The sequence below is a fragment of the Geothrix sp. PMB-07 genome, from assembly GCF_030758935.1.
Lineage (GTDB): Bacteria > Acidobacteriota > Holophagae > Holophagales > Holophagaceae > Geothrix.
The window spans coordinates 2539880-2553657 of sequence record NZ_CP132333.1; the positions used below are offsets into that span (position 1 = coordinate 2539880).

General features: G+C 64.5%; 13 protein-coding genes. 5 read left to right on the plus strand and 8 right to left on the minus strand.

The window, feature by feature from the left end; all coding sequences use genetic code 11:
* The first annotated feature begins 1 nt into the window (after position 1).
* Entirely contained in the window at positions 2-1276 is a 1275-nt protein-coding gene (gene dsrP, locus Q9293_RS11315; RefSeq protein WP_306246516.1) for a sulfate reduction electron transfer complex DsrMKJOP subunit DsrP, read from the plus strand.
* A 122-nt stretch (positions 1277-1398) separates the two neighbouring features.
* On the opposite strand, the gene Q9293_RS11320 is transcribed toward dsrP, so the two are convergent.
* Together Q9293_RS11320 and Q9293_RS11325 are read right to left on the minus strand one after the other, a co-directional pair.
* Positions 1399-2481: an aldo/keto reductase gene (locus Q9293_RS11320; RefSeq protein WP_306246517.1), complete on the minus strand. Its 1083-nt coding sequence runs from the start codon at positions 2479-2481 to the stop codon at positions 1399-1401.
* A gap of 34 nt (positions 2482-2515) precedes the next feature.
* Positions 2516-3598, minus strand: coding sequence for an HD-GYP domain-containing protein (locus Q9293_RS11325; RefSeq protein WP_306246518.1), 1083 nt, complete (start codon positions 3596-3598; stop codon positions 2516-2518).
* Between the two features lie 175 nt (positions 3599-3773).
* Here Q9293_RS11325 and Q9293_RS11330 point away from each other — a divergent pair, with 175 nt between their 5' ends.
* Complete coding sequence (locus tag Q9293_RS11330) at positions 3774-5681, plus strand: sensor histidine kinase (protein WP_306246519.1); 1908 nt, start codon at positions 3774-3776, stop codon at positions 5679-5681.
* On the opposite strand, the gene Q9293_RS11335 is transcribed toward Q9293_RS11330, so the two are convergent.
* The 4 genes from Q9293_RS11335 to Q9293_RS11350 all read right to left on the minus strand — a co-directional run bounded on the left by Q9293_RS11335 (position 5678) and on the right by Q9293_RS11350 (position 10811).
* A complete protein-coding gene (locus Q9293_RS11335; protein WP_306246520.1) occupies positions 5678-6124 on the minus strand; it encodes a hypothetical protein in 447 nt (148 codons plus the stop codon). The two genes, Q9293_RS11330 and Q9293_RS11335, sit on opposite strands and share 4 nt — an antisense overlap.
* A 144-nt stretch (positions 6125-6268) precedes the next feature.
* Positions 6269-7798: a glutamine-hydrolyzing GMP synthase gene (guaA, locus tag Q9293_RS11340; RefSeq protein ID WP_306246521.1), complete on the minus strand. Its 1530-nt coding sequence runs from the start codon at positions 7796-7798 to the stop codon at positions 6269-6271.
* A gap of 8 nt (positions 7799-7806) precedes the next feature.
* Positions 7807-9882, minus strand: coding sequence for a glycine--tRNA ligase subunit beta (gene glyS, locus Q9293_RS11345; RefSeq protein WP_306246522.1), 2076 nt, complete (start codon positions 9880-9882; stop codon positions 7807-7809).
* On the minus strand, positions 9879-10811 hold the full coding sequence (locus Q9293_RS11350) for a glycine--tRNA ligase subunit alpha (protein WP_306246524.1): 933 nt from the start codon (positions 10809-10811) through the stop codon (positions 9879-9881). Before Q9293_RS11350 ends, glyS begins: the two co-directional genes overlap by 4 nt.
* A 58-nt stretch (positions 10812-10869) precedes the next feature.
* Between Q9293_RS11350 and Q9293_RS11355 the strand changes: the two genes are divergently transcribed.
* Entirely contained in the window at positions 10870-11403 is a 534-nt protein-coding gene (locus tag Q9293_RS11355; RefSeq protein ID WP_306246527.1) for a GNAT family N-acetyltransferase, read from the plus strand.
* A 10-nt stretch (positions 11404-11413) separates the two neighbouring features.
* Here the strand turns inward: Q9293_RS11355 and Q9293_RS11360 are convergent, their stop codons facing one another.
* The gene (locus tag Q9293_RS11360; protein ID WP_306246529.1) at positions 11414-11899 is read right to left on the minus strand and encodes an RDD family protein; all 486 of its coding nucleotides are present in this window, start codon (positions 11897-11899) and stop codon (positions 11414-11416) included.
* A gap of 138 nt (positions 11900-12037) precedes the next feature.
* Here Q9293_RS11360 and Q9293_RS11365 point away from each other — a divergent pair, with 138 nt between their 5' ends.
* Positions 12038-12985, plus strand: coding sequence for a carbamate kinase (locus Q9293_RS11365; protein ID WP_306246531.1), 948 nt, complete (start codon positions 12038-12040; stop codon positions 12983-12985).
* Between the two features lie 80 nt (positions 12986-13065).
* Positions 13066-13350: a YciI family protein gene (locus Q9293_RS11370; protein WP_306246533.1), complete on the plus strand. Its 285-nt coding sequence runs from the start codon at positions 13066-13068 to the stop codon at positions 13348-13350.
* 11 nt (positions 13351-13361) lie between these two features.
* Here Q9293_RS11370 and Q9293_RS11375 read toward each other — a convergent pair whose 3' ends face one another.
* On the minus strand, positions 13362-13766 hold the full coding sequence (locus Q9293_RS11375) for a bacteriohemerythrin (RefSeq protein ID WP_306246535.1): 405 nt from the start codon (positions 13764-13766) through the stop codon (positions 13362-13364).
* Positions 13767-13778: the final 12 nt, after the last annotated feature.

A 13778-nucleotide genomic window follows, 5' to 3' on the forward strand; every position in this document is an offset into this window, starting at 1 on the left:
CATGTTCACGCTCATGAACTTCGAACAGTTCATCACCGACACGATCGGGCTCATGCTCCAAGGCAGCCGTCTCTACTACGCCTGGGTGGGCTTTCTCCTGGTGCTGATCCTCGTGGGGGGACTCGCCTACGCCAATCAGTTGAACCACGGACTTCTCGTCACAAACATGCGCGATCAGGTGTCGTGGGGCTTCTACATCGGCAACTTCACGTTCCTGGTGGGCGTGGCCGCGGCCTCCATCATGCTGGTGATCCCGGCCTACATCTACGACTGGGCGCCCATCAAGGAGATCACCATCCTGGGCGAGATGCTGGCCGTTACGGCCCTCATCATGTGCCTGGGCTTCGTCATGGTGGACATCGGCCGGCCCGACCGCTTCTGGCACATCATGCCCCTGGTGGGCCGCCTCAACTGGCCCCAGTCGATGCTGGCCTGGGATGTCATCGTCCTGAACCTGTACCTGCTGCTGAACTGGTTCGTGGTCACCTACCTGCTGTTCAGTTCATATGCAGAAAAGCACTACAACAAAAAGATCGTGCTGCCCCTGGTGCTGGCCTCCATCCCCATGGCCATCAGCATCCACACGGTGACGGCCTACCTCTACAACGGCCTGGCCTCGCGTCCCTTCTGGAATTCGGCCATCCTGGCCCCGCGCTTCCTGGCCTCGGCCTTCTGCTCGGGCCCAGCGGTGCTGCTCATCCTTCTGCAGGTGCTGCGCCGCACCACGCGCCTGAAGATCACCGATGAGGCCATCTTCAAGATCGCCGAATTGATGGCCTACACCATGGGCTTCAACCTCTTTCTCACGGCGGCGGAATCCTTCAAGGAGCTCTACTCCGGCACCGAGCACACGGTCTACTTCCAATACCTGCTCTTCGGCCTGGAGAAGAGCGGCGTGCACTACAACACCCTGGTGCCCTTCGCCTGGGCTTCGATCATCACAGGCTTCGTGGCCTTCCTGCTCTTCCTCATCTCCAAAACCAGGATGAACTGGACCGCGCTCAACATCGGCTGCGTGCTCATCTACGCCAGCGTCTACATCGAGAAGGGCATGGGCCTCATCATCCCCGGCCTCACGCCCGATGCCCTGGGCGAGATCTATGTCTACCGGCCCTCCTTTACCGAGATCGCCGTGGCCGTCGGCATCTTCTCCCTGGGCGCCCTGATCTTCACCATCATGCTCAAAGCCGCCGTGCCCATGATGCTGGGCGAGTTCACCATCACCAGGGGCCGCAAACCCGCGAAAACCCCAGAGGCGGAGCTCATCGAGGCTTAAGGGGTCGATAGAACTTTTCACCACCAAGACACGAAGACACCAAGAAAAACGCAAGAACATCCTTTTCGGTTCTTGGTGCCTTGGTGTCTTGGTGGTGAATCCTTTTTATGATGCGTTCGATATCACCACCGCTCCTGGTCCGTGGCAGGCGCCATGGGCCAGGGATCGGAGGCCTGACCATTGATGGTCGCGCCACTCTGCATCACGTGCTTGGTGTTGGCCAGGAATGCGTGGGGGAATACGGGCACCGGCGCGCTGGCGGCGTTCAGCCGGGCGATCAGATCCTTGGGAAGGTCCAGATCCAGGGCCTGCAGGTTGCCCTCCAACTGGGACAAGGTACGGGCGCCAAGGATAGGGCTTGTGATGCCGGGCCGCGACAGCACCCAGGCCAGCGCCACCTGGGCCATGCCCGTGCCCACTTCAGAAGCGACGGATTCGGCGGCCTCGATGATGTCGTAGTTACGCTCGGTGAGGCTCTTCGAGACGCCCGGCACGTGGCGGCCTTCGCCCTGGGGTTGGCGGTTCCGCCCGTACTTGCCGGAGAGCAGCCCGCCCCGCAGAGGGGACCAGGGCGTGATCCCCAGACCGTGGGCCTGCGCCATGGGCAGCAGATCATGCTCGACACTGCGCTCGATGAGCGAGTATTCGATCTGCAACGCCACGAAGGGGGACCAGCCCCGGAAGCGGGCCTCCACCTGGCCCTGCGCCACCACCCAGGCCGGCGTATCGGAAACGCCCACGTAGCGGATCTTTCCGGCGGCCACCAGGTCGTCCAGGGCCCGCAGGGTTTCCTCCATGGGTGTGTGGGGATCGTGGAAGTGCATCCAGTAGAGGTCCACGTAATCCGTCCGCAGCCTCCGCAGGCTTTGCTCCAGCTGCTGGTGGATGGCCTTGCGACCGGCGCCGCCCGCATTGGGATCGCCCCGGTGGAGGCTGCCGCAAAACTTGGTGGCCAGCACCACCCGTTCACGTCCGCCCCGCTCGGCGAAGTAGTCGCCCAGGATGGCCTCACTGTGCCCCTTGGTGTAGATGTTGGCGGTGTCGATGAAGTTGCCCCCGGCGGACAGATAGCGATCCAGCATGGCCCGGCTCACGTCCACCTCGGCACCGAAAGTCCAATCGGTTCCGAAGGTCATGGTGCCGAGACACAGGGGACTGACCCGCAAGCCCGAACGCCCCAGGGTGCGATAGTCGGTGAGTTTCATGGCGGCCTCCCAGAGCCACCAGCCTACACCCGCTTCAGATCCCGGGATCTTCGCTGTGGGCCTCGTCCGGGTTGGCCCTGAGGATGTCGCGGAACACAGCCAGGTTCGCCAGGAACAAGTCAGCAAGCTGCGGATCAAAATGGGAGCCGCTGCCCTGGCGAATCAGCTCCACCACCTTTTCTTCAGGCCAGGCGGGCTTGTAGTGGCGACGGTTGCTCACGGCGTCATACACATCGACCAGGGCCGTGATGCGGGCCTCCAGAGGGATGGCCTCGCCCTTCAGGCCCTTGGGATACCCGCTGCCATCCCATTTTTCGTGGTGGCCGATGGCGATGCGCGCCCCCATCTGGATGAAGGGCACGGTGGAGCCCTTCAGGATGGTGGCGCCCATGGTGGTGTGGCGCTTCATGAGCACCCACTCCTCGTCTGTGAGGGAACTGGGTTTCTGGAGCACCGCGTCTGGCACACCGATCTTGCCGATGTCGTGGAGGGGCGCTGCGGCCCGGATGGTGTCCACCCGCTCCTGATCCCAGCCCAGGAGCCGCCCCATCTCCGTGGCATAGAGGCCGATGCGGCGCACGTGCATGCCCGTTTCGTTGTCGCGGTGCTCGCTGGCCGTGATGAGGCGGAAGGCGATCTCTTCGCGCGAATCGCGGATTTCGATGGTCTGCTCCCACACCTTCTGCGCAAGTTCAGCCTCGCGGTCCCGGAAGGCGATCTCCAGCATGCGGCGCCGCAGGGCGCCGTTCACCTGCACGAGAATCTCCCGCGGCTGGTACGGCTTCAGCACGAAGCCGAAGGCGCCATGCTGCAGGCACTCGATGGCCGTTTCTGTGTCCTCCAGGGAACTCACCATGACCACGGAGGTATCGGGAATCCGCCATCGGATGGCCTTCACGAGATCGAGGCCCGAGGCCCCGGGCATCTGAATGTCGCAAAGGATCAGGTCGATGGTGTCTTCGTCCAGAATTTCGAGGGCGCCCCGCACATCCTCCGCCAACCGGATGCGGTACCCCGATTTCGCCAGGATCCGCTGAAGCGACAGGCGCACGATGGCCAGATCATCCACGATGAGGATGCTGGTCTGGTCCGGCACCACCTGGTTGTCCTCGCTCATGCCCTTCCCTCTTCCACCTCAACGACCACTTTGATGGCTTCATGAAGTCTGGCCATCGTTCCGCAAAACAGGATTAATCCTCGGCGGCTCATCGTCTTGGTAATTTTTGATGTAACGTGTTTTTTTACACCAGACCTGTCCCCACACCCAATGCAGTCCCCACCCCTAGGACCTGATGCCCGCTGCGTCTTCCCGTTTCTCCCGCCGACTCTTCCTCGACGTGGCCCTCCCCTCCCTTGCTGGCCTCGGGCTCCTGCTCGTGCTGGGATGGGTGGGCGCGGCCTTCCTTCGCCGCTCCCAATTAGAGAACCTGGCCGCAGATCGCGTATCAGCTCTGCAGAAGAACCTGGCCACACAGGGGGAAAACCTAGACAGCCTCGGGCAAATGCTCGCCCAGTCCTGGGTTGCCCAGGGCGGACATCCAACGGAGCCCGTCGCGGCCATCCAAACCGCCCTGCCGCTGCTGCGCCACCTGGACTTGGTGTCGAACCTGATCCTTTGTTCACCTGACGGCGATTTCGTCACTTTGGTCCGCACCGCGCGAGGCTGGGACCTCGTGGAAGGAGGCCGCGCCTACCCCTCCGGCGAAGGCCGCCTCACCAAACAGGTGGGCACGGCCGTCAGCGAAGTCCAGACCATCCGCCTGCCCCCGCGCTATCCCATGGACCGGCCCTGGTTCCTGGAGGGCATGTCCCTCGACCAGGCAAGGTGGATGAAACAGGCCTACCCCTTTGTGGAAACCGCGCAGGGGGGCCTCTCCTACCTGATGCCCGTGTTGGATCCCGATGGCCGCCGGCGGGGTCTCATCTGTATCGACAGCACCCAAGCCCGTCTCTCCGCGATCCTTGAAGCCGACCTGGGCAATCCCTTCTGCCGGGCCATGATCACCGACGCATCTCAGCGGGTGGCTGTGCCAGCGAGGTGGCCGTTGGGACCAGAAAGCGCGGATACCTTCACCAGCCCTCGCATTGAGGACATCCCTTGGGCCCAATCCCTCCTGCCTTTGCGGCCTGAAGGCCGTCCGGCCATGGCCACGGTGGCCATCGGTGGCCTCGATTTCCTCACCCTCCGCAGCAGGATGGACCTTGGCCCCGGATTTCAGGGCGACCTTTGGGTGGCCTTTCCCATCACCCATCCCCCGACTCCCCTGCGGGGCTGGGGGTTGGTGGGCACCCTCATCCTCAGCCTGCTGATGCTGGCTTGGCTGATCTACCTGCGCTGGATGAGCCACCGCTACGACCTCCCCTTGCAGGGGCTGCTCCACTCCGCAGAGGCGGCGAGAACAGGTGCTGTTGTTCCCGATCTGGACTCGAACATCTGGGAACTCCGACAAATGGGGCACAGCCTGAAGCTGGCCGGGGAAGCCGTGCGGGAGCGGCAGGATCTGGAGGACCAGCTCATCCGGAGCCAGCGCTTCGAGATCATGTCGGCCCTTTCCGCAGGCGTGATCCATGACGCAAACAACGTGCTTTCCATCGTCATGCTCCGCATCGAGCGGGTGCTGACGCGGGGATGGCAAACCAAGTCGGTGGAGGATCTCCAGGAAAGCATGGCGGCGGCCCGTCAATGCGCAACCATGAACCGGCAGTTGCTCAGCCTTGGGAGAACCGAGGAGGACGCAGTCCAGGTGATCGATTTAAACACCTGCGTGACTGACACGAGCCACCTGATCCGGCCCGCCATCGGTCAAACCGTATCCCTGGAGCTGGACCTTGCAGATGTGGCCCTTCCCATCGCGATCCGTCACATCGAACTCACCCAGGCCATTCTCAACCTAGCACTCAATGCCCGGGACGCCATGCCTGAAGGCGGCCTGCTTCAGATTCGCACCTTCCATGACAGCGGCGAGGTCTGCCTGGAGATCGAGGACAGCGGGGACGGCATTCCGGCGGCCATTCAGGACCGCATTTTCGAACCCTATTTCACGACCAAGAGCAAAGAAAAAGGCACCGGACTGGGCCTGGCCGTGGTCAAGCGTGTGGTGGAGCGGCACCAGGGTCGCATTGAATTGTTCCGGCGCCCGGAACGCGGCCAGGGCTTCCGGATGGTCTTCCCATGGGCGCCTGGCGGCGAGACATCCTAGCGGGCCCACTCCAGGGAATCCCGCTTGGCCGTGAAGTGCGCCCCGAGCCCCAGGGCGATGGCCTTCTCACACAGTTCCAGCGCCGCATGAAAATCGCCCAGTTCGCTGTGGGCCTGGATGCCGCGCTCAAAGCAGGTGAGGCCTTCCAGCATCCGCCGGTACTCGTGCGGGAAGGCGGCCTCCAGCTCAGGCAGGTAGCCCAGTACCTGCGCCACGGACTCCGCGCAGGCCTCCCACTGACCGCTCTGCCCCTGGGCATCGGCGCTCAGGTCGTAGGCCACGGCCTTCACCGCATTGGGCAGGCTGCCCTGAGCCTCAAAAGTGCGGCGCAGGTATTTCAATGCAGATTCGGGCCCGCTGAAGGCCGCCTCGCGGTGGCCCGCCAGCAGATCGTCCAGGACATCCTTCACCGACTTGCGGACGGGCTCGTTGCGCTTGGCCATGACGTTCCTAAGAGAAAAGAAGGTCCACAGATTTCACAGATGACACAGATGACACAGACAAAAAAACAACAGAGCGGCCCATCCAGAAGATACGAACCCCTGCTCTTGAATCTGTGTGGCTCTGTGAAATCTGTGGATGGATTTCTATTCGTACTCGATGGTCGCGGGCGGCTTCGAGGTGATGTCGTAGACCACGCGGTTGATGCCCTTCACTTCGTTCACGATGCGCTGGGCGATCTTCTCCAGCAGCTCATGGGGCAGCCGCGCCCAGTCGGCGGTCATGAAATCCTCGCTGGTGACCGCCCGCAGGGCGCACATCCACTCAAAGGTGCGCTCGTCGCCCATGATGCCCACGGTCTGCACGGGCAGCAGCACGGCGAAGGCCTGGCTGGTCTTGCGGTACCAGCCGCTCTCCTTCAGTTCCTGCATGAAGATGGCATCGGCATTCTGCAGGATGGTGGCCCGCTCCCGCGTGATGGCGCCGGGCAGGCGCACGGCCAGGCCGGGGCCGGGGAACGGGTGCCGCTGGTTCATCTCCTCGGGCAGACCCAGGGCCAGCCCCGTGGCGCGCACTTCATCCTTGAACAGCTCGCGGAGGGGTTCCACCAGCTTGAGTTTCATGCGCTCCGGCAGGCCGCCCACGTTGTGGTGCGACTTCACGAGGATGGCCCCGCCGATGCCGCTGCTTTCGATCACGTCGGGATACGTGGTGCCCTGGCCCAGGAAATCGGCCTTCACCTTGCCGGCCTCGCGCTCGAAGACTTCGATGAACTTGCCGCCGATGATCTTGCGCTTCTGCTCGGGATCCGTCACGCCTGCCAAAGCCCCGAGGAACTCCTCCGAGGCGTCCACCCAGATGACGTTCAGCTCGAAGGGCGCGAAGTAGGTCTGCACCTGCTTCATCTCGTCCTTGCGCATGAGCCCGTGGTCCACGAACACGCAGGTGAGCTGCTTGCCAATGGCCTTGTGCAGCAGCAGGGCCGCCACGCTGGAATCCACGCCGCCGCTGAGGCCCAGCACCACGGTGCCACTGCCCACCTGGGCGCGGATGGCCTGCACCTTCTCGTCGATGAAGTTGCCCGCGTTCCAGTCGAGGGCCATGCCGCAGTGCTTGAGAAAGTTCAGCAGCAGGGGCGTGCCCTGGGTGCTGTGGGTGACCTCGGGGTGGAACTGGATGCCGTAGATCCGGCGCGTGGCATCCTCCATGGCCGCCACGGGCACGCTGGGGGTTTTCGCCGTCACCGTGAAGCCAGCAGGTGCGGCTTCCACATGGTCACCGTGGCTCATCCACACCTGCTGGGCGTGGGGCAGCCCCTCGAAGAGCATCGAGTCCTCGGGCGTGGCCTCGATCTCGGCCTTGCCGTATTCCCGGCTGGTGGCGCGGTGCAGCTGACCGCCCATGTTCCGGGCCATGACCTGTTGGCCGTAACAGATGCCCAGCACGGGCACCCCCAGCTCCAGGATGGCCATGTCCAGCTCAGGCGCGCCGGGCTCCAACACCGAGTTGGGGCCGCCCGACAAAATCACGCCCTTCAGGTCGGCCCCGGCGATCTCCTTCGCCGTGGCGCTGCTGTTGTAGACCAGACCGAAGGCCCCCAGCTCGCGCAGGCGCCGCGTGATGAGCCGGGTGTACTGGCTGCCGTAGTCGATGATGGCAATGCGCTCGTGGTGCATGGGTGCTCCTACTGCCAGAGACTGAAATCGGCCAGGCGCAGGAAGGCCTGGCGCAGGCGGTGGAGCAGGCTGAGGCGCGCGGCGCGCAGGGCCGGATCCTCGCACTTCACCATGACGGTGTTGAAGAAGGCCTCAAGGGGGCCAGCAAGATTCGCCAAGGCTGAGAGCAGTGAAGCTTGATCCGGTGCAGACTCCAGCTCCATCAGGAACTCTGCAAGCAACTTCTCTTCGGGCAGCTCCAGCAAGTTGCCATTGAAGGCGGCCTCGGGGGTCTCGTCCTTCAGGATGTTGCCGATGCGCTTGGCGCTCTGGGCCAGCGAGGCGAAGCGGGCATCCTCGGCGAAGGCCGAAAGGGCCTCGCAGCGGGCCTTGAGGTCCGCCAGGTCGGCCCAGCCGGTGGCCAGGGCCGAGCGGCGCACGGAACCGGCATAGCCAGCCAACTCCAGCTGGTAGGCCACGCGGTCCTTGAAAAAGGCCAGGAGAGCTTCCGTGGTTTCGGCCGCGGGCTTGGTGGCCTTGCTGCCCACGGCGCCCAACGCGGCGCTGATGAGGTCGGCGGGCGTCAGCGCCCAGCCTTGCTCCCACAGGATGCGCACGATGCCCTGACCGGCGCGGCGCAGGGCGAGGGGATCCTTCGAGCCCGTGGGGATGAGGCCCACGGCGAAGCAGCCCACCACCGTGTCGAGCTTGTCGCAAAGGGACAACAGGCCGCCCAGAGGTGTGCCGGGGATAGCATCGTCGGCGCCGATGGGCCGGTAGTGCTCCTTCACGGCCTTCCATACTTCCTCGTGGGCCCCCTCGTGCTTGAGGTACTCGCCGCCCATGACGCCCTGCAGCTCGGGGAACTCGCCCACCATGAGGGTGCGCAGATCGCACTTGGCCTGGCGCGCCGCTTGCACGGCGCGCCCGATGTGCGCTTCGTCGGTGGAAAATCGCTCAGCGAGGCCTTTCACCAACGTCTCAACCCGCTCTGACTTATCAAAGTAACTTCCTAGTTCCCTCTGAAAGGTCAGCGCCTTGAGCTTTTCCATTCGGGCCGAAAGCGCCAGCTTTCGGTCCTCTGCGAAGAAGAAGCGGGCATCGTACAGCCGCGCCTTCAGCACCCACTCGTTGCCGGCCTTCACGAAGCCCGCGGGATCATCCACGCGGTTGGCCGCCGTGAGGAAGAAGGGCAGCAGGTCGGTGCCATCCGGCTTCTCGATGCAGAAGCTCTTCTGGTGCTCGCGCAGGGAGGTGACCAGCACCTCCTTGGGCAGTTCCAGGAAGGCCGCCGGGAAATCGCCCCGCACGATCTTGGGGAACTCCACGATCTCGGCCAGGGTATCCAGCAGCTCCGCATCGGCCACCACGCGGCCGCCCACTTCGGCGGCCAGTTGGTCCAGCTGCTGGGCGATGCGCGTGCGGCGGGCCTCCAGGCTCACCACGACACCGGCGGCCTCCAGCGCGGCCTCATAGGCGGCGGGGTTGGCGATGGTGATCGGGGCGGCGTGCTGCCGGTGGTAAAGGCGGTGGCCCCAGGTGGTGTTGGTGGCGGTGACGCCATCCACCGTGATGGGCACCACCTGCTCCCCGAAGAGGCAGAGAATGTTGCGGATGGGGCGCACGAACTCGAACTCTGATCGACCCCAGCGCATGGCCTTGGGCACGTGCAGCCCCGCGATGAGCCCAGGCAGGGCCTCCTGCAGCAGCTCGGCCGTGGGCCGCCCTTGCTTGGTGAGCGTCACCACCGCGCAGGGTTCCTTCTTGCCCGCGGGCTGCTCGAAGCGCACGGCGGAAAAGGGCACGCCCCACTTCTCGGCGAACTTCTCACCCTGGATGGTGGGCTTGCCCGACTCATCCACGCACATGCGCTGAGGTGGACCCACCTGGGTTTCGGTCTGGTCGGGCTGGGAGACGGGGAGGCCCGCCCCACGCCAGGCCAGCTTGCGGGGCGAGTAGAACACCTCAAGGGCCGAGGTGGCCAGGCCCTGGCCGTTGGCCCAGGCGGTGAAGGCGGTGGTGAAGTCGCGGGTGAGCGGCTCCAGGAATCGCGCCGGAATCTCTTCGCAGTGCAATTCCAAAAGGAAGGTCTGAGTGGCGCTCACTTCACACCTCCCTGCAGCTTGCTTTTTGAATCTGTGCCATCTGTGGAGTCTGTGGATGATCCTTCCTCGTGTTCCAGGTACGCCTTCGCGCAAGCGCAGGCCAGGTCGCGCACGCGCTTGATGATGCCGGGGCGCTCGGTGGTGCTCACGGCGCCGCGGGCATCCAGCACGTTGAAGGTGTGGCTCATCTTGAGGGCCTGCTCGTAGGCGCTGAGGAAGTGACCGTGGTCCTTGAGCAGGCGCCAGCCTTCCTTCTCGAAGGCCTCGAAGAGGGTGCGGTGGAGGTCCAGGTCCGCGTGCTCGAAGCTGTAGGCGCTCAGCTCGAACTCCTCGCGCTGGCGCATCTGGCCGTAGGTGACGGGGAAGACGCCGTCGTCCGTTTTCACCTCGCCATGCACCAGGTCGAAGATGTTGTCGTAGCCGCCCAGGAACATGCAGATGCGCTCAATGCCGTAGGTCAGCTCGGCGCTCACAGGGCGGCAGTCCAGGCCACCCACCTGCTGGAAGTAGGTGAACTGGCTGATCTCCATGCCATCCAGCACCACCTGCCAGCCCACGCCCCAGGCGCCCAGCGACGGGGATTCCCAGTTGTCCTCCTCGAAGCGCAGGTCGTGCTTGGAGAGGTCGATGCCCAGGGCTTCGAGGCTCTCGATGTACATGTCCTGCACCTTGGCGGGGCTGGGCTTGAGGATCACCTGGAACTGCAGGTGCTTGTAGACGCGGAAGGGGTTCTCGCCGTAGCGGCCGTCCGCCGGGCGGCGGGAAGGCTCCACGTAGGCCACGTTCCAGGGCTTGGCGCCCAGGGCGCCGAAGAAGGTGAGCGGATTCATGGTGCCCGCGCCCTTTTCCAGATCGTAGGGCTGGCCAACGAGGCAGCCCCGGTCGGCCCAGAACCGCTGCAGGCGGAGGATGAGTTCCTGGATATGCATGGGGGCTCGCCAAAACGAGTATTCTAGCGGGTTTTCAGGGCTTTGATAAGCTGAGGACATGCAGATACGGCCTGCCCTTCCCACGGATGCCCAGGAGCTGGCGCTGCTGGGTGAGCGCCTCTGGCGCGAGACATACACCGGGCTCATCCCCGCCTCCAACCTGGAACTTCACCTGGCCGCCACCTTCGGCCCGGCCCAGCAGGCCGTGGAATTGGCGGAGCCGATCAACCTCACCTTGGCCCTTGAGGTCGATGGAAGGCTCCTGGGCTATGCCCTGCTCCGGGCTCACGGACCTGAACCCGATCATCCGGGCTGCTCCTTCTCCCGGCCCCTGGAGGTGGCCCGTTTCTACGTCGACAAGTCCCTGCATGGCAGTGGGGCTGCCGCGCAGCTCATGGCCGCAGTGTTCGCCCATGCCGCCACCGCAGGCCACGACGGCGTGTGGCTGCAGGTCTGGGAGCAGAACCCCCGGGCCATCCGCTTCTATGCCAAGGCGGGCTTCCTCGATGCCGGGGATGCCACCTACCGCATTGGCAAGCAGGTGGACCGGGATCGCCTGCTGGTGCACGCCCTGATGGTGCGGGAGCTCTGACCAGCGGAGATCAGGCCTTGATCACGTGCGTGTCGGCGAAGAGGTCGTGCAGGCAGCGGCGGGTGGGCTGGAAGATGAACACCACGTCCAGCAGGTGGATGAGCCCCCCGCTGCCCTGCACTTTCAGCACCAGCTGCACCACGGCGGCCACCACCGCAAAGGGGAGCCAGCGGAGGAAGAAGACCCGCCAAATGCTGGGGGTGCTGCCATCGCTGGTGATCATGCGGATGCCCAGCACCTTCTTGCCGATGGTTTGGCCGTGGCCCGCCAGCAGCACGATCTGGGTGATCAGCACGCCCAGGGCAACGACGGCGGCCACCACCAGCACGCCCAACAGGGCGCCCAGTTTCCCACCCAGCAAGGCAACGGGCAGCAGGACGGCCACGGCCCCCACGGGCGCGAAGGACACCAGCCCATCGATGAGGGCAGCGCCAAGGCGGCTCAGGCGGGTCGCCGCCTCGACGTCATAGGTCTGTTGATCGGAATGGGGGTCCATGGCCAACGCTCCACCTTGACAGGGTGCAAAGGTTCGGGCGCCGGAACAAGGGTTCTGTGGCCTCCCGGGGACTCTGTGACTTCGATCCTTTGATCCGTCCGGGCGACCCTGTATGCTCCTCGTTTTGCGGGGTACGGCATGACCCGAAAAATCGCACTTCTCGCCATCGGCGGCAACGCGCTGCTGAAGGAAAAAGAACGCGGGCTCCAAGAGGAGCAACTGGAAAACGCCCGGGAAACCTCCGAGATGCTGGCCAAGGTGGTGGCCGAAGGCTACTCCCTGTGCGTGGTGCACGGCAACGGCCCCCAGGTGGGCAACCTGCTCATCCAGCAGGAAGCGGCCTCGGGCCAGATCCCGCCCTACAGCCTGGATATCTGCGGCGCCATGACCCAGGGCTCCATGGGCTACATGATCGAGCGGATGCTCATCAACCGCCTGCGCTTCCTCAAGATTGATGCCCCCGTCACCTCCGTCCTCACGGAAGTGGTGGTGGACAAGGAGGACAAGGGCTTCCAGGACCCCACCAAGCCCGTGGGCCCCTTCTTCCCCGAATTCCGCGCCCTGGAGCTGATGCGCACCAAGAAGTGGAAGATGAAGGAGGATTCGGGCCGCGGCTGGCGCAAGGTGGTCCCCTCGCCCAATCCCATCGAGATCGTGCAGCTCGACGCCATCAAGACCCTGCTGGAATCCGGCAGTTCGGTCATCGCCGGCGGCGGCGGCGGCATCCCCGTCATCCGCGATGCCAGCGGCTTTCTGGTGGGTGTGGAAGCGGTCATCGACAAGGATCGGCTCAGCGCCCTGCTGGCCACCCAGCTGCAGGCGGATCTCTTCATCATCCTCACGGGTGTCGCCAAGGTGGCCCTCGACTTCGGCAAGCCCACCCAGCGCTGGGTGGACCGTCTTACCGCCAGCGAGGCCCGGAAGCACCTGGCCGAAGGCCAGTTCCCGCCCGGCAGCATGGGGCCCAAAATCGAAAGCGCCCTGGGTTTCCTGGACGGCGGCGGTCACGAGGTGCTCATCACCACGGCCGAGGCTCTGGCCACCGAGGATCCCGCCACCGTGGGCACGCGCATTGTGAGGGACTGACCCGCGCCACAAGGCTTTTCATCGCCCCTCTTTCATGTTCACCTGGGGGCGCACCGGAGGGCCCATGTACGCCATGATCATTGATCATTGTCCGCTACCGCAAGCCGCTGGCCGAAGTCGAAGCGGTCACCGAGGCCCACCGAGCCTACCTGCGCGACCTGCAGGCCAAGGGCGTCCTGGTGGCTTCCGGGCCGCTGGAACCCCGCTTCGGCGGCATGTGGATGGTGCGGGTGCAGGACGAGAATCCCCTGGCGGATCTGGATGCCCTGCGCGATGGCGACCCCTTCTACCAGCACGGCTTGGCCAACTACGAACTGCTGCCCTGGAAGGTGATGCAAGGCAAGGATGGCCTCGACGCCATCTGAGCGCGGTACCGTTATCGCCGCGGCTGATCTTTCAAGAAGGCCACGAAGCGCATATCGGCATCACAGATGTGCTGTTTCAGCCACTCCAGGAGAAAGATCGCCACGTCCATGGTCACCACCTTGCCGCTGGCTTCTTTATCCTGGAACGCCCTCAACCGTGAAACCAGGTTGGCGTGGTCGGAGGCGTGGGCCGCGAAGGCTGGGTATGTCGCTTCGCGCATGAAGCGCTCTTCAGCCTGGAAATGCTCGACGGTGTACCGCGCCAGAAAGGCGAGGGATTCCCGTGCCTGGGCCTGCGAAGAGCCCCCCTTGAAGGACTCTGCCAGGTCGTTGATGGCCGCGAAGAGGCCCTTGTGCTGGGTGTCGATGGCCTCAATGCCGGTCTCGAACCGGCTGCTCCAGATGGCAATGCTCATGTGGCGCCTCAG